Source organism: Vibrio sp. nBUS_14 (genome assembly GCF_051201655.1).
GTDB lineage: Bacteria > Pseudomonadota > Gammaproteobacteria > Enterobacterales > Vibrionaceae > Vibrio.
Window position 1 is genome coordinate 2,388,301 of sequence record NZ_CP179206.1, and the last position, 20,751, is coordinate 2,409,051.

Genomic DNA, 20,751 nt, shown 5'->3' on the forward strand with positions numbered 1-20,751 from the left:
ATTTTTTTCCTTACGTTATCAAACTTAGTTTCTACAGCGACTAAGTGCTATAGATAGTTAATTGCCACAATAGTTAACACTATCAATAGCTAAAAGAATGTATCACTTTAACTAGAGGAACGGTGACCATGCAGGCGCTCTTACACGTCCGTTGGTTGCCGGTAATCTAGCTTTGAAACGACCATCGATAGAAACCATCGATAATACGTTTGTTTTGTTGTAGATAGAGCTATAGATAACCATACCTCCATTCGGCGCAATGCTTGGAGATTCATCTAACAGAGTTTTTGTTAGCACCTGAACTGCACCGGTTTCCAAATCTTGCTTAGCCAAGTTAAAGCCTGAATTGCTGCGATTCACCATGATAAGGAATCGACCATCAGGAGTAATCTGGCCACCTAAGTTTTGGCTACCTTGCCAAGTAATACGAGAAGTCGAATTATTGGACAAATTTACATTATAAATCTGAGGTTTACCACCACGATCCGATGTGAAAATAAGAGACTTGCCATCTGGGTGCCAGAACGGTTCAGTATTATTAGAACGTCCGCGGGTAATTTGAGTCAGCTTACGACTAGCAAGGTCAAGTGTGTACACTTGAAGGCTGCCTGTTTTCGACAATACCAATGCCAATGTCTTACCATCTGGCGAGAATCTTGGCGCGCCATTGTGACGAGGGTATGACGTCACCTTCTCACGTTCACCGGTGTAAATATTCATAATGAATATTTCAGCTTGGCCATTTTGGAAGCTTACATAGGCAAGCTTCTTACCGTCTGGAGACCATGCTGGAGACATAAGAGGTTGCTTAGAACGAAGTACTAAACGCTCATTGAAACCATCGTAGTCAGCAACACGAAGTTGGTATGGGTACTTGTCTTTGTCGTTCACAACTACGTAAGAGATACGAGTTAAAAACGCACCTTTCTCACCGGTCAGCTCTTCATGCACTAAATCAGAAATACGGTGCGCGTACTCTCTCAAACGTTTGCCCGGAACCGTCGCTTTCTTGTTGAACAAAACGTGGTCTTTAGAAAGTACCAGTTGACCTTCATCACTTAGCGCGCGGCTTTGCCCTTTGGTCAGCTGGCCCCGAACAATGTCGATCAGCTGATAATTGACAACGTATTGCCCTTCAGCATTTTTAGTAATGCTACCGGTTAGTAATGAATCAACGCCTAAGTTAGTCCAAGCATCAAAGTCGACCTCTGTTTCACTGTAAGGCGTTTGAGGCATTTTGCTCGTTGCAACTGGGCTAAATTTACCACTGCGCTGTAAGTCAGAAGCGATAACCGCTGATACATCGTGTGGTAATGGGCCTGCGCCTTCCCAACGGAAAGGGACAATAGCGATAGGTCGTGCAGAGTTAATACCGTCTGTAATAACCAGCTCCAGCGCTGCATGTGCAAACTGGCTGCTTGTCGCTATTACGAAAACAAAACTCAGTAATAGTTTTTTTAACACAAGTTCGTCCTTTTACTCTGGTGATACCGTTAAGTTGATGTCTTTCAGTGATTTCACAATGTCTGGGTCTTTAGGCAATGGATAAGATTGCACTTGTGCCACGGCACGCTTGGTTGCTGCGCACAAACTGCTGTCTCCATCCAAAATACTCAAGCTTCCCAGAATCGCATTCGAACCCGTTGGAATGAGCTTAAGGTTCACTCGACATGAGCGTCCTCTATAGCTGTCTTCTAACAATAAGTTCTGTTGAATAAGCTGAGTATAAATCGCACCGTAACGCTGTGCTTCATCACTAATAAATTGTTGTTTAGCTGAAGAGTTTTGAGTCGACTCAGTTTCAAGCCCAGCAAAGATATCGTTCAATGCTGCCTCTTGTTGTTTGCGCTCTTTCTCGGCTCTTGCAGCAGCTTCTTTTGCTTTACGGGCTTTCTCCGCTGCTGCTGCCGCTTCTTTCTCTTTCGCTATACGCTGCTTTTCAGCACGTTCAGCGGCTTCTTTTTCTTTACGAGCTTTGTCTGCTGCCTCTTTCGCGGCTTTTTCTTTTGCCACGCGTTCTTGTTCCGCTTTGGCGACAGCCGCTTCTTTGGCCTTGCGTTCTTTCTCTGCCTTAACCACAGCAGCTTCTTTTAGCTTACGATCAGCTTCTGCTTTCGCGGCTTTCTTTTGTTCTGTCTTTAAACGAGCCTCTTCGACTTTACGTTGTTTCTCTTTTTCAACTCGGCGTTTTTCAGCTTCTCGTGTCGCTTTCGCTTCTTTGGCTTGTTTTTCTTTCAGCTTGCGGATGTTTTCTTCTTCCGCTTTACGATTCTTTTCGAGTCGCTCGCTTTCGCGACGTAACTTGTCTAACCGTTCTTGTTCTTTCTTACCCGCAGCTTCTCTTTGTTGACGAATCTGTTGGGCTTGCTTGCGAACTAATTGAGGGTCAATCACGACCGCCTGAACTATCTGTCCCGTAGGCTTAGGTTCTGACATCGTGAAGTCTGCTCCCCAAATAAGAGCGACGAATAGAATGACATGCAGCCCGATTGAAATTAGAAGCGGCGTTTTGAAATTATTGGATTTTTTATTATTCGCTTTCATGAATGCTACGGAGCTATTCCCTTATATCCGTTAAAAGGCCAACCTTTGGCACACCTGCACGGCTTAATTCATCAAGTAATAAAACAACTTCAGCGTAAGGCGTTGCGGCATCACCGCCGACCGCCACTGGAGAGTTAGGATTCAGAGACAATTCCGCTTTAACTCGAACAATAATGTCTTCAATTGACAGGCCTCGTTGAACTTCTTCATCGTTAACGCTCAAGCCAAGCTCACCATCTTTGTTCACTTCAACGATAATAAAGCTCGCGTTCTCGTCACCCAGTAAATCTTGAGCTGATTTAGCCGTTGAAGCCTTTGGCAATTCAACATCAACACCTTGTGTGACGAATGGTGAGGTCACCATAAAAATAATCAGCAAAACAAGCATAACGTCGATGTAAGGTACAACGTTAATCTCTGCCGTCATTTTGCGTTTTTTAGGTTGGTATCCAGCCATCAATTATTCCCTGCCAGCCATCGCTTGACGGTGAAGAATACTGTGGAACTCTTCAGAGAAAGTCGCGTAGTTATGTTCGAGTTTACCGACTCGGCTACTGAAGCGGTTGTACGCCATTACGGCTGGAATTGCAGCAAATAGCCCCATTGCTGTTGCAATCAGTGCTTCTGCAATACCAGGTGCAACCATAGCGAGTGTCGCTTGCTTCACTTCGCCTAGTGCTATGAATGAATGCATGATGCCCCACACCGTACCAAAAAGGCCAATATAAGGACTGATAGAACCGACGGTCGCTAGGAAAGGCAAATTGGTTTCTAGCTCATCAACTTCACGGGCTACCGCTACGCGCATTGCACGGCCAGTGCCCTCCATAATGAAGTCAGGAGATGTTGCATTCGATTTACGAAGGCGAGCAAACTCAGTAAAGCCTGCGTAGAAGATTTCTTCAGTACCAGAAAGCTCGTCTTTGCGCTTATTGCTCTCTTGGTAAAGTTTTGCGAGATCAATGCCTGACCAGAACTTATCTTCAAATACGTCAGTTTGTTTAGAAGCTTGAGATAATACTTTACTTCTTTTTATGATCATTGCCCAAGAAACAACAGACATGCCCATAAGAATCAGCATGACCATCTTAACTAGTAAGCTAGCTTCTAATATTAGGCCTAAGATTGAGATTTCAGCAGTCACTATTCGTTAGCTCCGTGAGAATAAATGTTGGCATTGCTTTGGGTTTCATTTTTTGATTATCGATACATGCTACCTTAACCATTGCTTTACACAATGCCTTGCCATCAGGATTTACGATCTCTTGACAGAAGACCAAGGTTGCTCGCTTCAACTCGTCAATATTTGTAATGACTTGTAAAGAATCATCAAGGCGTGCACCTTGAATAAAATCGATGTCTATATGTCGGATTACAAAACCGATGTTTTGTTCGAATAGAACTTGCTGAGAAACACCAATTGAACGTAACATCTCAGTTCGAGCACGCTCAAAGAACTTAAGATAGTTGGCATGATATACAACCCCACCAGCATCGGTGTCTTCGTAATACACTGTCACTGGCCAAGTAAATGGCTTAGATAATCCCTGCAATTTGCTACCACAATCCAAAACGATAAAGATCTCACTATAACCTAACTCCTTATCATTAATAGTATATCGCTGTGAATTTTTTGATTTAATAGACGAAAAAAAAGGCCATCTGTATAAGATAACCTCTTTTAGGCTAAAAACCCAACAATCATAAAGATTCACGTCGTTATGAACCTAAATCTTCTGCCTTTTATAAAAGGCGCAACACCGTCAGGTAGAACAAGATTGTGAGTGAAACGTATGGGCTAAACAGTAGCTGCCACATCCAAGCTCTAGGCTTAAACCCGATACCGTAAACCATGCTTGAGCACACTGCCCAAATAAACATTGGCCCGATGATCGCGTTAAAACCACCGATGCTTGTCGCATACGCTTCAGGATCCCACATCACTAAACCAACATGCATGAAACCCAATACGAGGGATAAAGCTCTTAACAGAGCCTTATCCATTGGTTGATGCAGTTTAGCGATTTGCTCCGCGAGATTACTCACTGTCTTTATCCATCATTTCTGAATGCTCTAACCATAGAGCATTGATGATGCCGAATGCACATGCTAGAAGTACACCCAAAATCCATGCGAAATACCACATAAAATTTCTCCTAAGTTATTTAACTTCTAGCTTAGTAAGCTGAAACGTCGTTATCTTCGATGTGTTTCTTATCTAGACGACCGAACATTTTGTAATATGTCCAAGTCGTGTAGCCAAGAATCACAGGAACCATTACCGCCGCAACTCCGGTCATAAGACCAAGCGTTAGCTCACTCGCTGTTGAATCCCACATAGTCAAACTATGACTCGGGTTCAGGCTTGATGGCATTACGAATGGGAACATTGCAAAACCAGCTGTTAAAATAACACCAGCGTTAGATAGGCTTGAGAACAAGAATGCGAAACCAGCACGCTCAAAGCGAGATGCAATCACAGCAAGCAGTGGCATTATTACACCAAGGATCGGCGCAGCCCACATTGCTGGATACGTTTCGAAGTTTGTCATCCAAGCACCAACTTGAAGTGATACTTCTTTGTTTAGTGGGTTTGAATCAGCAAACGTGTCCAGCGTGCTAGTGATTACGTAGCCTTCAATAGACTGAACCCAGAAGCCACCAATAATGAACAGAGCAATAGCAATTAGGCCAGTGATCTGAGCAACGTTACGAGCGCGACTGTGCAATTCTTCTGTGGTCTTCATTTGAAGCCATGTTGCACCTTGCATCACGAACAACATCAGAGCCAACACACCACAAAGCAATGCAAATGGGTTAAGCAGAGCGAAGAACGTACCATGATACTTAGACATCATAAATTCGTTTAGTTCAAATGGAACACCTTGTAGTAGGTTACCAAATGCCACACCGAAAATGATTGGTGGTACTGTGCCACTAAAGCAAAGTGCGTAGTCCCAAGTTTTACGCCATTTTGGATCTTCAATCTTAGAGCGGTAATCAAGAGCGAGTGGTCGTAACCAAAGCGCTGCTAATGTTGCGTACATTGCGAAGTAGAAACCAGAAAACGACGTTGCGTAAACCAGTGGCCATGCAGCAAACAATGCACCACCCGCAGTGATAAGCCAAACTTGGTTACCATCCCAGTGAGGGGCAATCGTGTTTAGCATAATACGACGTTCCGTGTCGCTCTTACCGATAACAGGAGAAAGGGCTGCAACACCCATATCGAAGCCATCAGTTACGGCGAAACCAACCAGTAGAACACCGATCAATACCCACCAAATAAGTCGTAAGCTTTCGTAATCAAACATAATATTCTCTCACTTATACTTCGACTGAACGGCTAACTTTGTCTTCAACAGAGTTGTCGTTTTGCTCGAAGTGGTAACGGCCTGTCTTTAAGCTACTTGGACCCTTACGTGCGAATTTCAGCATTAGGTAAACTTCAGCAATCAAGAACACTGTGTACAGTGCAAGAATTGCGAATAGAGAAGTCCAAAGCTGTTCAATAGTCAGTGCTGATGCAGCCACATTAACCGGTAGGATTTCACCAACCGCCCAAGGCTGACGACCAAACTCAGCAACGAACCAACCTGCTTCAATCGCAATCCAAGGTAGTGGGATTGAAAATAGCGCCGCTTTAAGTACCCATGGTTTCTGTTCGATCTTCTGACGGCATGTTTGGATAAATGATGCACCAAAAACGAACAACATAATAAACCCGCAACCAACCATAATACGGAATGCGCTAAACAATGGCCACACTGTTGGGATTGAATCGTCCGCCGCCATTTGGATTTGGTCTTCTGTTGCGTCAACAACATTGTCTGTGTAGCGTTTTAGAAGTAGTCCGTAACCTAAATCACCTTTAACTTCGTCAAACGCACTTATATTTACCTCAGACTTATCACCTGCGCGAAGCTTTTCAAGTAGCTCGTATGCATACATACCCGTACGTATACGTTCAACATGCTGTTCACGTAGATCGTGTAGGCCTGTTACTTGCTCATCAAACGAACGTGTTGCAATGATACCCATTACGTAAGGGATCTTAATTGCGTAATCGGTGTTCATAGTTTCTTGGTTTGGGACACCAAATAAAGTGAATGCAGCCGGCGCCGGCTCTGTGTGCCATTCTGCTTCAACTGCAGCTAGTTTTACCTTTTGAACTTCACCTAACTCGTACCCAGATTCATCACCCAAAATAATCGTTGATAAAATAGCAGCCATACCGAAAGATGCTGCAATCGCAAATGAACGACGAGCGAACGCGACATCACGGCCTTTAAGTAGATAATATGAACTGATACCCAGTATAAACATGGCACCACACGTGTAACCAGAAGCTACTGTGTGCACAAACTTAACTTGTGCTACGGGATTAAATACAACTTCAGCAAAACTCACCATTTCCATACGCATGGTTTCGAAGTTGAATTCTGCGCCTACTGGATTTTGCATCCAGCCGTTCGCTATAAGAATCCAAAGTGCAGAGAAGTTAGAACCAAGTGCCACTAGCCAAGTTACCGCTAAATGCTGACGTTTTGACAGTCTGTCCCAACCGAAGAAGAAAAGGCCAACAAAAGTAGACTCTAGGAAAAATGCAACGAGCGCTTCAATAGCCAGCGGAGCACCGAAGATGTCTCCAACGTAGTGAGAATAGTAAGACCAGTTAGTGCCGAACTGGAACTCCATGGTTAAGCCTGTCGCTACACCAAGAGCAAAGTTAATACCAAACAATTTACCCCAGAACTTAGTCATGTCCTTGTAAATTTGCTTGCCCGTCATTACATAAACTGACTCCATAATGGCAAGTAGAAATGCCATACCTAAAGTCAGTGGAACAAATAGGAAGTGATACATCGCTGTAAATGCAAATTGCAATCGCGACAGATCAACAACATCAATCATGGTAACTCCTTTGTGTCGGCTGAAAGACACTTGTATGATTATTCACCGCAAAATCTATGTTAAAACAATTTGTGTAATTGTTATTACAAATTGAAATTTGTAGCAAAAACGTACCGTTATAGTTAGATTATTGTTAAGCATGAGCTAATATAGCTGGCGCTGATATTACTAGTAAAATCAGTATGTTTCAAAAGGTTTATGGGAGAAGCCTGCGTTGATTTGTATCAAATTTATTCGAGCAAATTAGAGTTATTTTTGTACAATTATGATTAAAATCACACCAATTCTGCTTGCCTTGATAACAGCGCATGATATCTGTGACAAAAGATCAGCACTGCCTCAACATACGAATTACAACTGCCTATAAAGCATTAACAAATTATATGACAACTTATTTCATTTTTTGTTGCCCAAATCTAACCTGCAATCAAAGTTTTCATTTTTGAATCGCCCTTTTTGCCTTTTTACCGACTCGCTCAAAAAGTCGTTATTCAGTAAAAAGCAAAAAATCCCAGCGCTTATGCAACTGAGATCTTTAGAAATGAATAAGTTAACGATTAGAAGGCTTGTCTACTCCGAAGTGTAAATACGCTCTGTCGGTAGCAATTCGACCTCTTGGTGTTCTTTGCAGATAACCCTGCTGAATCAAATACGGTTCCAATACATCTTCAATCGTATCTCTTTCTTCACCAATCGCGGCTGCCATGTTGTCGATACCGACCGGACCACCACCAAACTTCTCCATAATCGCAAGTAGAAGCTTTCTATCCATGTAGTCAAAGCCTTTGGCATCAACGTCCAACATGTTGAGTGCCTTATCCGCCACGTCTGGGCAAATATGTCCGTCGGCTTTCACTTCCGCATAATCTCGTACACGGCGTAATAAACGGTTCGCGATACGCGGTGTACCACGAGCACGACGAGCAATTTCTAATGCTCCATCCGACTCCAATGAAAGTCCAAGGCAATCTGCGCTGCGCTGAACGATGTTTTGAAGGTCTTCAACCTTGTAGTACTCAAGACGCTGAGTAATACCAAAACGGTCACGTAATGGCGATGTAAGTGAGCCAGCACGAGTGGTTGCGCCAATCAAAGTAAAAGGAGGAAGGTCGATCTTAATAGAGCGAGCCGCAGGGCCTTCACCAATCATGATATCTAATTGGTAATCTTCCATTGCTGGATACAGAACCTCTTCAACCACAGGGCTTAATCGGTGGATCTCATCAATGAAAAGCACATCGTTTTCTTCGAGGTTGGTTAATAGCGCGGCTAAGTCGCCCGCTTTTTCTAAAACCGGACCAGAAGTCGTACGGATGCTCACATCCATTTCATTGGCTACAATGTTCGCCAACGTGGTTTTACCTAAACCGGGAGGGCCAAAAATCAACAGATGATCCAGAGCTTCATTTCGCATTTGAGCGGCTTGAATGAAAATCTCCATCTGGTTACGAACGTGGTCCTGACCTTGATAGTCGGCTAGCGCCTTTGGACGTATTGCACGGTCGATAATATCTTCATCTTTAAAGACCGGATTATCCGGCGCAATCAGGCGATCGGCTTCAATCATAAATTCTGTTATTCCTAACTCTGCTATTCCTGACTCTGCGCTTCTTGATTCTGTGTAAAGGCAAAGTGAATGGGTCTATTTTGTAGAACAAGTATATGAGGTATTAAACCATCGACTTCAGTGCTTCGCGAATCAATTTTTCGCTGGTCATGCCATCTTTAGCCACTTGAGCAACAACTTTAGAAGCTTGAGTCGGTTTATAACCCAACGCAAGTAGTGCGCTTACGGCTTCTTCTTCAGCGTCGTGAACCGCTGGCATCGAGTCTATTGGCGCTGTATCCGTTGCAGGCGTAAACAGATCACCTGCACCCCACCCTTTCAGGCGGTCTTTCATTTCAACAACCAGACGCTCTGCCGTTTTCTTACCAACGCCCGGCAGTTTAACCAGTGTTGAGATATCTTCACGCTCAACGCTTTGAACGAATTGGCTTGCCGTCATTCCAGAAAGGATACCAAGACCAAGTTTAGGGCCGACACCATTCGCTTTAATTACTTCACGGAACAAAGCACGCTCTTTAACAGTGTTAAAACCATAAAGTAGTTGAGCATCTTCACGTACCACAAAATGAGTGTAGATAATTGCTTCTTCGCCTACGTTTGGTAACTCATAAAAACAGCTCATTGGCATTTGTACTTCATAACCAACACCACTGACTTCAATCAATAATTCTGGTGGCTGTTTTTCTATTAATGTACCGCGGAGACGTCCGATCACAATTCACTCTCTTGATGGAATTTAATTTGAGGGACAGAATATAAAAGAACTGGATACTTATCCAGTTCTTTGTGTTTTGTGAAGTGAATTTTTTAGGCTTGCTTGGCTTGCGAGACCACGCTATTCAAGCTCGCGACCAGTTCTTTAACCGAAGTCACATGGCCTGTTAGCTCAGAACCATAATTAGCCACTAAACCTGACACCGATTTAGTTTCCGCCACACTTTTCGCCACTTCTGAACTGGCCAGATCGAGCTCTTTCAACGAGTCCATCTGCATTGCCATAATATTGGTGAGCTGATTAACATCGGTTGATATGGTTTGAACCTCAGAGATAATACCGTTCATCTCGCTTGCGGTGGTTTCGATGATTGCTCTGCCGTGTTCAACTTCTTCTTTACTACGGTCTAACAACGTTCGAATTTCTATCGCCGAATGACTGCTTTTCGCCGATAGCTCTCTCACTTGATCGGCCACCACAGCAAAGCCTCGTCCCTGTTCACCTGCACGCGCAGCTTCAATTGCCGCGTTGAGAGCCAATAAGTTGGTTTGCTCTGCAACCGAGGTAATCAAATCAGCGACTTTCATGATTTCTTGATTGCTTTGAATGATCTGACTGATCGCATCGGTTGAAGCTTCTAATGACTCTGAGCTCTTTTGCGCTTTGGTTCCCACCGCTTCACTACGATCTTTCAGTTCACCCACAAATGAATTAGATTCTTCGATGCCTTGAGTCATTTGATGAAGTTGTTGACTCATCTCTTCTGCCGCACTCGCCTGAGATTCACAATTAACATTCAACACTTCAACTTGAGCATGCAAGTCTTGTGACTGCTGATCCAAATGAACCGAAACACCTTGTAAGCTCTCTGAATTCGAATTGGCTTGGTCGAGCACGATAGAGAGTCGGCCTTCGCTCTGTGTTGCTTGGTTAGCAACGTGTTGGCTTTCTGAAATCGCCTCCTCTGCCATTTCGATTGCCACCTCTTTTTGCTTAGCGGTAAAAGCTTGAGCAATGCAAATAACCACCAAGGGCATGATCACGCCAGACCAAGTTTCAACCACTACCGCATCAGGGGTTAACTCAAGCAGGGGAAATGCAAATCCATTGAGATGTGCTGAAGTCATCACCAGTGACACTCCGATAACCAGCCCGCTCCACACCAAAGCCACAATTCGTGTTCCTGATAAGAAAAAAGCGACCACTAACAAAGGCACCCAATAAGCTTGCGTGGAAGACACAACTCCACCGCTTTGATAAATGATGTTCAACGCGTGGACCGCCATACCGACAAAACCAAAGTTAAGTGCGAGGCTCGGCTTACTCGTCACACGGAGTAGAAGTGCTGAGATCAGTTCAAATACGATAAGAAATACAGATGTGGCGACCAGGAGTTGCTCTTCGTGCTTAGCCCACTTGATTAAGCTATAGACACCCACGAAGAATGCGATAAAAGTAAAGAGTAATAAGATATCGGCTTGTCTGACTTCGTTGTTACTCCACCCTTTACTTTTGGGTAGAAACAGCGCGCGCCACAGCTTGATTGGGTTCATCAGTGATCATCCTTGATTAACTTGTAAGACCTCCGACCAATGTTAGTAACATGTTAAATGATACGCAATGTTATTATCTGGGTTATGTTCGAAAGATCTCATTTCATCAAGGATTTAGCGGCGTATTGTATTGATATGAGCCAAACCGGCCGTGAGGCTCATCAATAGCATAAGTTTAAAAGGCAGAATATTAGGAACTAACAATAGAATGAGATTTAACGGTAACGCCCTTTTCTTGCTCCTGTGGCTTTACCTGCGAGTGCGACCAAGGTTTTATTAGTGTTAGCGTGAGTGATCGCTACGCCTAGAGCATCGGCTGCATCGGCTTGAGGCTTAGCGGGTAGTTTGAGCATGCTCATCACCATATTCTGAACCATAGACTTATCAGAGCCACCGTTACCTGTCACCGCTTGTTTGATCAAACGAGCCGCATATTCATGGACAGGCAAGTCAGCATTCACCGCAGCTACTATTGCACTGCCACGCGCTTGGCCCAGTTTAAGTGCTGAGTCGGCATTCTTCGCCATGAACACTTGTTCGATCGCGAATACGTCAGGCTGAAACTGAGTAATGATCTCACTCACGCCCGCATAGATCTGTTTTAGTCGACCTGGCAATTCTTTTTCGGAAGTGCGAATACAACCACTACCTAAGTAATATAGATGGCGACCATTTTGACGAATCACGCCATAGCCGGTAATGCGAGAGCCAGGGTCAATCCCTAGGATAATAGACATAACTTCAACACTGATTATTTATACATGCTTTATGAGCTTAGTATATCGAACACAAAAAAAAATGCCCGTCAAATTAACGGGCATTTCGTTGTTCTGCGAAAGAAAAAGTTCTAACAAAAACTAAGTTTTGTTGAAAGCTTAAGTGTTATTTAAGACTGAAGCTCTATCGAAAACTCACTGCTTGATTAGAAAATTGAGCTTAATCGCTTAATTAGTCTTCTTTCTTCGCTAAGTTAACAGTGATTGCAAGCTCTTCCAGTGATGCTGGGTTTGCTAGGCTTGGCGCATCTGTTAATAGACATGCTGCAGCTGTTGTTTTCGGGAATGCGATAACGTCACGGATGTTCTCTGTACCACAAAGAAGCATTGCTAAACGGTCAAGACCGAATGCTAGACCTGCGTGTGGTGGCGTACCGTACTTAAGCGCTTCAAGTAGGAAACCGAACTTCTCTTGCTGTTCTTTCGCTTCGATACCTAGGATACCGAATACAGCCGTTTGCATTTCTGCGCTGTGGATACGTACAGAACCGCCGCCTACTTCGTAGCCGTTGATTACCATGTCGTATGCATCAGAGTTAGCTGCTGCTGGGTTCGCTTTTAGCTCTTCCGCACTCACACCTAGTGGTGATGTGAATGGGTGGTGCATTGCATGAAGGTTGCCTTCGCCATCTTCTTCGAACATTGGGAAATCAATAACCCAAAGAGGAGCCCACGCTTTCTTATCTGTTAGCTCTAAGTCATCACCTAGCTTGATACGAAGTGCGCCCATTGCTTCAGCAACGATGTTCGCTTTATCTGCACCAAATAGGATGATATCGCCAGATTCAGCTTGAGTGCGCTCAAGAAGACCGTTGATTACGTCTTCGTTTAGGAACTTAGCAACTGGAGATTGGATACCTTCCATGCCAGCAGCACGGTCGTTAACCTTCATCCAAGCTAGACCTTTCGCGCCGTAGATACCTACGTGCTCTGCGTAACCGTCGATTTGCTTACGAGTCAGCTTAGCGCCACCCGGTACACGGATTACTGCTACGCGACCTTTTTCATCGTTTGCAGGACCAGAGAATACTTTAAACTCAACATCTTTCAGTAAGTCAGCAACGTCTACGAGTTCTAGTGGGTTACGTAGATCTGGCTTATCAGAACCGAAACGACGAATCGCTTCAGAGAATGGCATTACTGGGAATTGACCTAGTTCAACATCTAGAAGCTCTTTCCACATATCGTGAACGAGCTTTTCAGTGATGTTACGTACTTCTTGAGAAGGCAGGAATGATGTTTCGATATCGATCTGAGTAAATTCAGGCTGACGGTCAGCACGTAAATCTTCATCACGGAAACATTTAACGATTTGGTAGTAACGGTCAAAACCAGACATCATCAGCAGTTGCTTGAACAGCTGAGGAGATTGAGGAAGTGCGTAGAAGCTACCTTTATGAACACGGCTTGGTACTAGGTAGTCACGAGCGCCTTCAGGTGTCGCTTTAGTTAGTACTGGTGTTTCGATGTCTAGGAATAGGTTCTCGTCTAGGAAACGACGAACGAAGCTAGATGCACGTGCACGAAGCTTAATACGATCGCTCATTTCTGGACGACGAAGATCGATGTAACGGTACTTAAGACGCTGTTCTTCAGAGTTAGTTTGGTTGAAATCCAGTGGAAGCGCTTCTGAACGGTTAATGATCTCAAGGCCAGTTGCGTAAAGCTCAACTTCACCCGTCGCCATATCTTTATTTACTTGGCTGTCCGGACGAACACGTACTTCACCAGTAAACTTGATACAGAATTCATTACGCAGTTGGTTAGCGATCGGGAAGATATCTTTCATATCTGGATCGACAACAACCTGAACGACGCCTTCACGATCTCGCATATCGATAAAGATAAGACCGCCTAAATCACGGCGACGGTTTACCCAGCCGCACAATTCTACAGTTTGTCCCGCCAGGGACTTGCTCAGGTTACCACAGTAATGGGTACGCATAATGAATTTCCCAATCTCTTAATTATTTACTAGTTTCCAAGCTGTCAGTGGTCATTCCACACAACAGAGCAAAGGAACATTTATACGCGGAAACTCGCTTAAAATCGACCTTCCACATTCGAATTTATTATGTTTTATCTGGCTTTGCTGCTTTTTAGCCCATCAAGTGCGCAAAGATTCATCAAAACCGAAAAAATTGCGTTAATTATATCTCGAAAGTACCTTAATCGGCAAAAGTCTCGTACAGTAGTTTTTCGTTTCAACTTAAAAATTTTTTGTGATGACTAATAGCGTAATAACTAACGGTGTAATGACGATGGAAACTTTACCTTTAAGACTTGGATTAACGATGTGGTCTCATTCTGAATGGCAAAGTCAGTTCTATGGTAAAGGAACAAAACCTGCTGAGCGCTTAGAAAAATACACCCAAGTTTTTCATACCGTCGAAGGCAACACGACTTTCTATGCGATACCCAGCGTCTCAACGGTCAATAACTGGAAAGCCGCGAGTCACGATGATTTCAAGTTTACTTTTAAGCTGCCTAAGTTCATCACCCATCAGCAGTACTTAAAACATTGCCAAGCCGAACTCAAAGAATTTCTGCTCACCATGTCGCCACTGCATAGCCGCATTGGCCAGTGGACCATTCAATTACCCCACAGCTTCGAACCCAGCATGCTCCCTGCCCTACAAAAATTTTGCACCTTGTTTCCCAAAGACATGCAGCTCGGGATTGAAGTTCGTCACCTTGGTTTCTTTAATAAAGGCGATGCCGAAAAACGTTTCAATCATTGGTTAATAGAAGAAGGAATCGATCGCATCATCATGGATAGCCGCCCTGTTTTCTCCGCGCCACCAACCACAGAAGCGGTGATCGACGCACATCAAAAGAAACCACGCGTTCCGGTTCATGCCATCGCGACGGCAAACAATCCCATGGTTCGTTTTATCGGTCATCCAGATCAAGAACCCAATCTGGCTTTCTTTAAACCTTGGTTTGCGAAATTACCGACTTGGATAAATGAAGGAAAACAACCTTATTTAATGATCCACACCCCAGACAACAATCACGCACCTGAGCTTGCGATTGCTATCTATAAGCAATTACAGACGCAAGTTGCTGAACACACACAGATAACCTTGCCTAATTTGGCGGAGTTTCCGGCTCAAAAAGGCGAACATCAAATCTCGATGTTTTGATAGTAAACAACCACTAACACACGTTCACTTTCATCAATCTCAGTTTTCGTGACACAAGCAATTTTTTTACGTAAAATACGTCCCCTTTTATTTGGTACGAATTCTGTGCCAATTACGCTGACTGTCGAGAGAGAATCCAATGAGCAACAAAGACAATATCTTTTCCGCGCCCATTGATAAAATTGGTGATTTCACCTTTGATGCAAGGGTTGCTGAAGTATTTCCAGATATGATCCAACGCTCGGTTCCTGGATATAGCAATATCATCTCTGCTATTGGCATGTTAGCTGAACGCTTCGTAAAACCGCACTCAAACATCTACGACTTGGGTTGCTCTCTTGGCGCCGCTACGTTGTCGATGCGCCGCCACATCCAGCAAGAAGGCTGTACGATTTTTGCTGTCGATAATTCGGAAGCCATGGTTGAGCGCTGTAAGCTGCATGTAAACGCCTACCGAAGCGATACGCCAGTCGAAGTCATCGAAGCTGATATCCGTGAAATCGAGATTAAAGACGCTTCAGTTGTTGTGTTGAACTTCACCTTACAGTTTTTATCACCTGACGACCGCTACGCTCTGCTTGAAAAGATCCATGCGGGCTTACGTCCGGGCGGTATTTTGATTCTGTCAGAAAAGTTTGTGTTTGAAGATGAAAGTTCAAATGAACTGCTTATCGATCTGCACCATGATTTCAAGCGTGCAAACGGATACAGCGAGCTTGAAGTCAGCCAGAAACGCAGCGCTATCGAAAATGTGATGCGTCCAGATTCAATTCCAGTTCATAAGCAGCGTTTTGAAAAGATTGGCTTCTCAAGTAGCGAAGTGTGGTTCCAATGCTTCAACTTCGGTTCGATGTTTGCGATTAAATAGCGCTGAGCCACAATTGGCTAAAGTCTGAAGCTTTCATACTTTAGCCTTTAATTTCCTGTGTTATAGCGATAAGGCTGTACACATTATGAATTCCACAACGGTTAATATTATTCATGTTTAATTTTGCTCACTTTTATCAACTCATTGCCCAAGACACTCGCCTACAGCCGTGGCTCAATGTTCTTCCTCAACAGCTGACGGATTGGCAAAATGCAGAGCACGGTGACTTTGACCGTTGGTTACGTGCACTGAATAAGATACCGCAAAGCGTGCCTGATCAAGTTGATTTAAAGAACTCTGTGACTATCGGCAGCAGCACACCATTTCAAACAGGTGAACTTAAAAAGCTAGAGAGCCTATTAAAGACATTCCACCCTTGGCGTAAAGGTCCTTATACCGTTCATGACATTCATATTGATACAGAATGGCGCAGCGATTGGAAATGGGACCGTGTACTTCCGCATATCTCACCGCTTAAAAACCGTTCAGTACTCGATGTAGGTTGCGGTAATGGCTACCACATGTGGCGTATGTTAGGGGAAGGTGCTCGTTTGACCGTCGGTATCGACCCGTCGCACCTTTTCCTTGTTCAATTCGAAGCTATCCGTAAGTTGATGGGCGATGACCAACGCGCTCACCTTTTACCTTTAGGTATTGAACAGCTGCCAAAACTGGAAGCTTACGATACTGTATTCAGCATGGGTGTGCTTTACCACCGCCGTTCACCGCTTGATCATTTAATCCAATTGAAAGACCAATTGGTATCTGGTGGCGAATTGGTGCTTGAAACGTTAGTGATTGAAGGTGACGAAAACGCTGTTCTTGTGCCTGTTGACCGCTACGCGCAAATGAGAAACGTGTACTTTTTCCCATCTGCTTGCGCACTGAAACGCTGGCTTGAACAAGTTGGGTTTGAAGACGTTCGCATCGTTGATGAAAATGTTACGACGGTTGGCGAACAACGTACAACAGAATGGATGACACATAACTCTCTGCCAGACTACTTAGACCCGAATGATCCAAGTAAAACCGTTGAAGGTCACCCAGCACCGAGACGTGCCGTTCTTGTGGCGACAAAACCTTAAATTCATTGTCCGTAAGCTATTGTTCTGGTGAGCACCAAATAATAGCTTTTGGTAGCAATGAAGCCATCACACCTGTCGCAGTAAACTTTGACTTAAAAGCGCGTAAATTGAACAAAAATTGACTTATGTTTAATAAGTGAGCTATTTCAATTGGCGATAACTGGCGTAGCGCTCACATAGCGAATCAATATGACCAGACTCTTACATTAGGATGCTTCACGCATCCTTTTTTGTAGGCTAAACTTCTAAATAGTATGAACTATTCTCTAATTTCCAAAGGTTTTTTTATGTTTAAGCGATTATCGCCAATTGTGGCGGTTGGTTTGCTCTCTGGCTGTACCCTCACCAACGGTGCGGCCTACCACCAAGAAACTCTCGACGCTATTGCCCGCTCAGAGACAAACATCGCAAATAAGGTTCAAAACCTTGAACTGCAAGTCAGCAATCAAAGTGATTATATAGAAAGCTTAGAAGACGAGATCATCACCCTTTCTAGCCAATTAGATGTTCACCTCACGAGCATGGAACACAAAGTTATTGAACAGCTAGAGGAAGAAGAATCTGTGGCAGTGACAACCCAACCTATCGCTCCTACATCACAACCGACCATCCTTGGTGGAATCGAAAAAGTATCCATAGATTCTATCAACCAAAGCTTTGATGCACGTGTTGATACCGGCGCAACAACCTCTTCTTTAAATGCTGTAGACATCAAAGAATTCGAGCGTAACGGTAAAGACTGGGTGAAGTTCCACTTAGCAGATAAAGCACAATCACCAGAAGACCAGAAATGGATTGAAGCACCCGTTGTACGTTTTGTGAAAATCCGCCAATCAACCAATGATCAGACAGAACGTAGAGCTGTGATTGAATTATGGGTGAAAGTTGGAAAAATCCATGAAAAAGCGCAATTTACATTGGCGGATCGCTCTCAAATGAGTCACCCTGTATTACTAGGGCGCGAATTTATCAAAGACATAGCGCTAGTAGATGTAAGTAAAAAATACGTACAAACGGAAGTTAAATAACAATAGTAGGGTAAGCTATGACGTCAAGAATTCCATTTTATATCTCAATTTTCCTACTCATCGTAGCAGGGATAACACTGAGTATGTTCAGACATACAACCTACGGTGTACCCTGGACTCCAGGCGAAACTAATCAGGTTTGGGACATTGAAGCTCGTATCGAATTCAATGCAGTTGGTAAAGAAGCAAAAGTTTCACTAGCCGCACCTCACACACAGTCTAACTTTACACTTATCGGCGAGTCAGCTTCATCACCAGGCTACGGTATTTCATACTTGAATACAGATTCAGGTCGCCGTGCTGAGTGGTCAATTCGTCATGCAAATGGCCCGCAAACCATCTACTACAAGACACAGTTCTTAGTCGATAGCCAAGCGAACGTCACCTCAACACCTCCAGAAGGTGAAGTGGCTCAACCAAGCTTTGACGGCCCTGAAGAAGCTGCAGCTCTTGCTTTGATTGACAGAGCAACCAAGCGTTCAGCAGACAACATCACCTTTACTCGTGAGTTAATCAAAACGCTTAACGATCCAGACAGCCAAAACTCAGCGCTGATTCTGAATAACATGACTAAAGTAGAAGCGATACACAAGCTACTTTCTGCCGCTAAGATCCACAACAAAGTCGTCGGTGTTATTGAGCTGGAAGACGGACGTCGTCGCCAATCAATCCAACATATGAACCAAATTTGGGATAATAGCCAGTGGGTTCTATTCTCTCCTGAATCTAGCGAGCAACAAGTTCAACCAAACCTGCTCATCTGGGACGAATCAAATGTCTCTCTATTAGATGTAGTGGGTGGCCAGAACAGTAAAGTTCACTTCTCGATGATTGCTCAGGAAATCTCACCAACAGAAGCAACCAGCAGTAAAGTCTCTGCCGATCAACTGTTGAACCTGTCGATCCACAGCCTACCGTTAGAAGAGCAAGCGATGTTTAAAACCATCATGCTGATTCCAATTGGTGCGCTAATCGTTGTGTTCCTGCGAGTTATCATCGGTCTTAAGACTTCTGGTACGTTCATGCCCGTTCTGATTGCCGTGGCATTCGTTCAAACGCAGTTGGTGACAGGTATTGTTGGCTTCCTACTGATTGTTGGTACTGGTCTTGTAATTCGAAGTTACTTATCCAAACTTAACCTCTTGCTCGTAGCCAGGATATCCGCTGTAATTATTACGGTAATTATGATTATCTCGATATTTACTGTAGTCGCATTTAAAATCGGACTCACCGAAGGCCTATCTATTACGTTCTTCCCAATGATTATCTTGTCTTGGACTATCGAACGTATGTCTATCCTTTGGGAAGAAGAAGGCGCGAAAGAAGTTGTACTACAAGGTGGCGGCTCACTATTTACCGCGGTACTAGTTTACTTAGGTATGACTAACCCGTTCATTCAACACTTAACGTTCAACTTTATTGGTTTGCAGCTTGTTATTCTAGCGACTATCTTGCTACTAGGTAACTACACAGGCTACCGTCTAACCGAGCTTCGTCGCTTTAAACCGCTAGCGGAGGACTAAGTTATGTTTGATAAATTTACTTCACCGTTTAAGTTGAAAGACAAAGGCATAATGGGAATGAACAAGCGTAACCATAGTTATATTGGTCGCTATAATGATCGTTCCAAGTATCCACTCGTTGATGACAAGCTTAAAACTAAGATTATTGCTGAACAGGCTGGTGCAACCGTACCAAAGTTGATTGGCGTAATTGGTCACCAAGCTGAAGTAAAAACAATTCATAAAATGGTTAAAGAGTGGCCTGGCTTTGTTATTAAGCCAGCGCAAGGAAGTGGCGGTAAAGGCATCCTTGTCGTGATCTCTCATAAAGATGGGGTTTACACCAAACCATCGGGTTCAACCATTAACGAAGAAGACGTAGAGCGTCACATAAGTAATGCTCTCGCCGGTCTTTTCTCACTAGGTGGTAAGAACGACGTAGCTGTGGTTGAAAACCTCATCAAGTTTGATGAGTGTTTCGAAGGCTTCAGTTACGAAGGCGTGCCAGATGTACGAATCATCGTATTTAAAGGCTACCCTGTGATTGCGATGATGCGTCTTTCTACTTCAGCTTCTGACGGTAAGGCAAACTTGCACCAAGGTGCTGTGGGCGTCGGTATTTGCATCGCGACCGGAAAAGCCGTTCGTGCAGTTCAGTTTGACCAACCAGTCACTCATCACCCAGATACAGGGAAAGAGTTAGCCGCACTTCAAGTGCCGCATTGGGAAAAACTACTGACTCTTGCATCAAGCGCTTGGGAAATGACAGGACTTGGCTACATGGGTACTGACATGGTTTTAGACCAAGAAGAAGGCCCTATGGTACTGGAGCTTAATGCTCGTCCTGGATTGGCAATACAGATTGCAAATGGCGTAGGTTTACTACCTCGTTTGCATCATATTGAAAATCTAGGCGTACCCGCTGAATACCCAAAAGCTGCAGAGCGCGTTGCCTACGCGGCTAAGCAATTTGGTGTTCACGGTAGCGAAATTGTACCAAGCTAATCGAAATTAAGATCTCACCAAGTTAACCTTGGTCGACAAGTAAGTAAT

The 20,751-nt window shown here is 44.0% G+C and carries 20 protein-coding genes; 6 read left to right on the top strand and 14 right to left on the bottom strand.

Translation table 11 applies throughout. The annotated features are described in order from the left end of the window. Window positions 1–111: 111 nt before the first annotated feature. The 14 genes from tolB to aspS form a co-directional block, all read right to left on the bottom strand. Window positions 112–1,464: a Tol-Pal system beta propeller repeat protein TolB gene (gene tolB / locus ACMAZD_RS11190; RefSeq protein ID WP_435247274.1), complete on the bottom strand. Its 1,353-nt coding sequence runs from the start codon at window positions 1,462–1,464 to the stop codon at window positions 112–114. Between the two features lie 12 nt (window positions 1,465–1,476). Further along, window positions 1,477–2,544 (bottom strand): cell envelope integrity protein TolA, encoded by a 1,068-nt coding sequence (gene tolA, locus ACMAZD_RS11195; protein WP_435247275.1) that lies wholly within the window; start codon window positions 2,542–2,544, stop codon window positions 1,477–1,479. Between the two features lie 13 nt (window positions 2,545–2,557). Next, on the bottom strand, window positions 2,558–3,001 hold the full coding sequence (gene tolR / locus ACMAZD_RS11200) for a protein TolR (protein WP_017105745.1): 444 nt from the start codon (window positions 2,999–3,001) through the stop codon (window positions 2,558–2,560). A gap of 3 nt (window positions 3,002–3,004) precedes the next feature. Further along, on the bottom strand, window positions 3,005–3,688 hold the full coding sequence (tolQ, locus tag ACMAZD_RS11205) for a protein TolQ (protein WP_435247276.1): 684 nt from the start codon (window positions 3,686–3,688) through the stop codon (window positions 3,005–3,007). Next, window positions 3,678–4,115 carry a tol-pal system-associated acyl-CoA thioesterase gene (gene ybgC, locus ACMAZD_RS11210; RefSeq protein WP_435247277.1) on the bottom strand — a complete coding sequence of 146 codons (438 nt, stop codon included), beginning with the start codon at window positions 4,113–4,115 and terminating at the stop codon, window positions 3,678–3,680. Before ybgC ends, tolQ begins: the two co-directional genes overlap by 11 nt. 172 nt (window positions 4,116–4,287) lie before the next feature. Then, a complete protein-coding gene (gene ybgE / locus ACMAZD_RS11215) occupies window positions 4,288–4,590 on the bottom strand; it encodes a cyd operon protein YbgE (RefSeq protein ID WP_435247278.1) in 303 nt (100 codons plus the stop codon). Then, on the bottom strand, window positions 4,583–4,690 hold the full coding sequence (gene cydX, locus ACMAZD_RS11220; protein ID WP_000270284.1) for a cytochrome bd-I oxidase subunit CydX: 108 nt from the start codon (window positions 4,688–4,690) through the stop codon (window positions 4,583–4,585). Before cydX ends, ybgE begins: the two co-directional genes overlap by 8 nt. Before the next feature lie 31 nt (window positions 4,691–4,721). Next, entirely contained in the window at window positions 4,722–5,858 is a 1,137-nt protein-coding gene (gene cydB / locus ACMAZD_RS11225; protein WP_435247279.1) for a cytochrome d ubiquinol oxidase subunit II, read from the bottom strand. Between the two features lie 13 nt (window positions 5,859–5,871). Beyond that, entirely contained in the window at window positions 5,872–7,458 is a 1,587-nt protein-coding gene (gene cydA, locus ACMAZD_RS11230; RefSeq protein WP_435247280.1) for a cytochrome ubiquinol oxidase subunit I, read from the bottom strand. A 550-nt stretch (window positions 7,459–8,008) separates the two neighbouring features. After that, window positions 8,009–9,025, bottom strand: coding sequence for a Holliday junction branch migration DNA helicase RuvB (ruvB, locus tag ACMAZD_RS11235; RefSeq protein ID WP_435247281.1), 1,017 nt, complete (start codon window positions 9,023–9,025; stop codon window positions 8,009–8,011). A gap of 103 nt (window positions 9,026–9,128) precedes the next feature. Further along, window positions 9,129–9,740 (bottom strand): Holliday junction branch migration protein RuvA, encoded by a 612-nt coding sequence (gene ruvA / locus ACMAZD_RS11240; protein ID WP_435247282.1) that lies wholly within the window; start codon window positions 9,738–9,740, stop codon window positions 9,129–9,131. Between the two features lie 92 nt (window positions 9,741–9,832). After that, window positions 9,833–11,293 carry a methyl-accepting chemotaxis protein gene (locus tag ACMAZD_RS11245; protein WP_435247283.1) on the bottom strand — a complete coding sequence of 487 codons (1,461 nt, stop codon included), beginning with the start codon at window positions 11,291–11,293 and terminating at the stop codon, window positions 9,833–9,835. Window positions 11,294–11,508: 215 nt separating this feature from the next. Beyond that, window positions 11,509–12,030 carry a crossover junction endodeoxyribonuclease RuvC gene (gene ruvC / locus ACMAZD_RS11250; protein ID WP_435247284.1) on the bottom strand — a complete coding sequence of 174 codons (522 nt, stop codon included), beginning with the start codon at window positions 12,028–12,030 and terminating at the stop codon, window positions 11,509–11,511. Between the two features lie 211 nt (window positions 12,031–12,241). Continuing rightward, the gene (gene aspS, locus ACMAZD_RS11255; RefSeq protein WP_435247285.1) at window positions 12,242–14,014 is read right to left on the bottom strand and encodes an aspartate--tRNA ligase; all 1,773 of its coding nucleotides are present in this window, start codon (window positions 14,012–14,014) and stop codon (window positions 12,242–12,244) included. Between the two features lie 316 nt (window positions 14,015–14,330). Between aspS and ACMAZD_RS11260 the strand changes: the two genes are divergently transcribed. The 6 genes from ACMAZD_RS11260 to ACMAZD_RS11285 all read left to right on the top strand — a co-directional run bounded on the left by ACMAZD_RS11260 (window position 14,331) and on the right by ACMAZD_RS11285 (window position 20,703). Beyond that, the gene (locus tag ACMAZD_RS11260; protein ID WP_435247286.1) at window positions 14,331–15,215 is read left to right on the top strand and encodes a DUF72 domain-containing protein; all 885 of its coding nucleotides are present in this window, start codon (window positions 14,331–14,333) and stop codon (window positions 15,213–15,215) included. Between the two features lie 139 nt (window positions 15,216–15,354). After that, window positions 15,355–16,083, top strand: coding sequence for a carboxy-S-adenosyl-L-methionine synthase CmoA (gene cmoA / locus ACMAZD_RS11265; protein ID WP_017105755.1), 729 nt, complete (start codon window positions 15,355–15,357; stop codon window positions 16,081–16,083). Between the two features lie 113 nt (window positions 16,084–16,196). After that, a complete protein-coding gene (gene cmoB / locus ACMAZD_RS11270; protein ID WP_435247287.1) occupies window positions 16,197–17,168 on the top strand; it encodes a tRNA 5-methoxyuridine(34)/uridine 5-oxyacetic acid(34) synthase CmoB in 972 nt (323 codons plus the stop codon). A 287-nt stretch (window positions 17,169–17,455) separates the two neighbouring features. Further along, window positions 17,456–18,196, top strand: a complete 741-nt coding sequence (locus ACMAZD_RS11275; RefSeq protein WP_435247288.1) for an ATP-dependent zinc protease family protein — start codon at window positions 17,456–17,458, stop codon at window positions 18,194–18,196. A 17-nt stretch (window positions 18,197–18,213) separates the two neighbouring features. Further along, entirely contained in the window at window positions 18,214–19,719 is a 1,506-nt protein-coding gene (locus ACMAZD_RS11280) for an inactive transglutaminase family protein (protein ID WP_435247289.1), read from the top strand. A gap of 3 nt (window positions 19,720–19,722) precedes the next feature. Next, the gene (locus tag ACMAZD_RS11285) at window positions 19,723–20,703 is read left to right on the top strand and encodes an alpha-L-glutamate ligase-like protein (protein ID WP_435247290.1); all 981 of its coding nucleotides are present in this window, start codon (window positions 19,723–19,725) and stop codon (window positions 20,701–20,703) included. The last annotated feature ends 48 nt before the right edge of the window (window positions 20,704–20,751 follow it).

Bases quoted from the DNA above. Each gene is read 5' to 3' on its own strand.
- tolA (WP_435247275.1), bottom strand. From the start codon at position 2,544: ATGAAAGCGAATAATAAAAAATCCAATAATTTCAAAACGCCGCTTCTA.
- tolR (WP_017105745.1), bottom strand. From the start codon at position 3,001: ATGGCTGGATACCAACCTAAAAAACGCAAAATGACGGCAGAGATTAAC.
- cydX (WP_000270284.1), bottom strand. From the start codon at position 4,690: ATGTGGTATTTCGCATGGATTTTGGGTGTACTTCTAGCATGTGCATTC.
- cydB (WP_435247279.1), bottom strand. From the start codon at position 5,858: ATGTTTGATTACGAAAGCTTACGACTTATTTGGTGGGTATTGATCGGT.
- cydA (WP_435247280.1), bottom strand. From the start codon at position 7,458: ATGATTGATGTTGTTGATCTGTCGCGATTGCAATTTGCATTTACAGCG.
- ruvB (WP_435247281.1), bottom strand. From the start codon at position 9,025: ATGATTGAAGCCGATCGCCTGATTGCGCCGGATAATCCGGTCTTTAAA.
- ACMAZD_RS11245 (WP_435247283.1), bottom strand. From the start codon at position 11,293: ATGAACCCAATCAAGCTGTGGCGCGCGCTGTTTCTACCCAAAAGTAAA.
- ruvC (WP_435247284.1), bottom strand. From the start codon at position 12,030: ATGTCTATTATCCTAGGGATTGACCCTGGCTCTCGCATTACCGGCTAT.
- aspS (WP_435247285.1), bottom strand. From the start codon at position 14,014: ATGCGTACCCATTACTGTGGTAACCTGAGCAAGTCCCTGGCGGGACAA.
- ACMAZD_RS11260 (WP_435247286.1), top strand. From the start codon at position 14,331: ATGGAAACTTTACCTTTAAGACTTGGATTAACGATGTGGTCTCATTCT.
- cmoA (WP_017105755.1), top strand. From the start codon at position 15,355: ATGAGCAACAAAGACAATATCTTTTCCGCGCCCATTGATAAAATTGGT.
- cmoB (WP_435247287.1), top strand. From the start codon at position 16,197: ATGTTTAATTTTGCTCACTTTTATCAACTCATTGCCCAAGACACTCGC.
- ACMAZD_RS11275 (WP_435247288.1), top strand. From the start codon at position 17,456: ATGTTTAAGCGATTATCGCCAATTGTGGCGGTTGGTTTGCTCTCTGGC.
- ACMAZD_RS11280 (WP_435247289.1), top strand. From the start codon at position 18,214: ATGACGTCAAGAATTCCATTTTATATCTCAATTTTCCTACTCATCGTA.
- ACMAZD_RS11285 (WP_435247290.1), top strand. From the start codon at position 19,723: ATGTTTGATAAATTTACTTCACCGTTTAAGTTGAAAGACAAAGGCATA.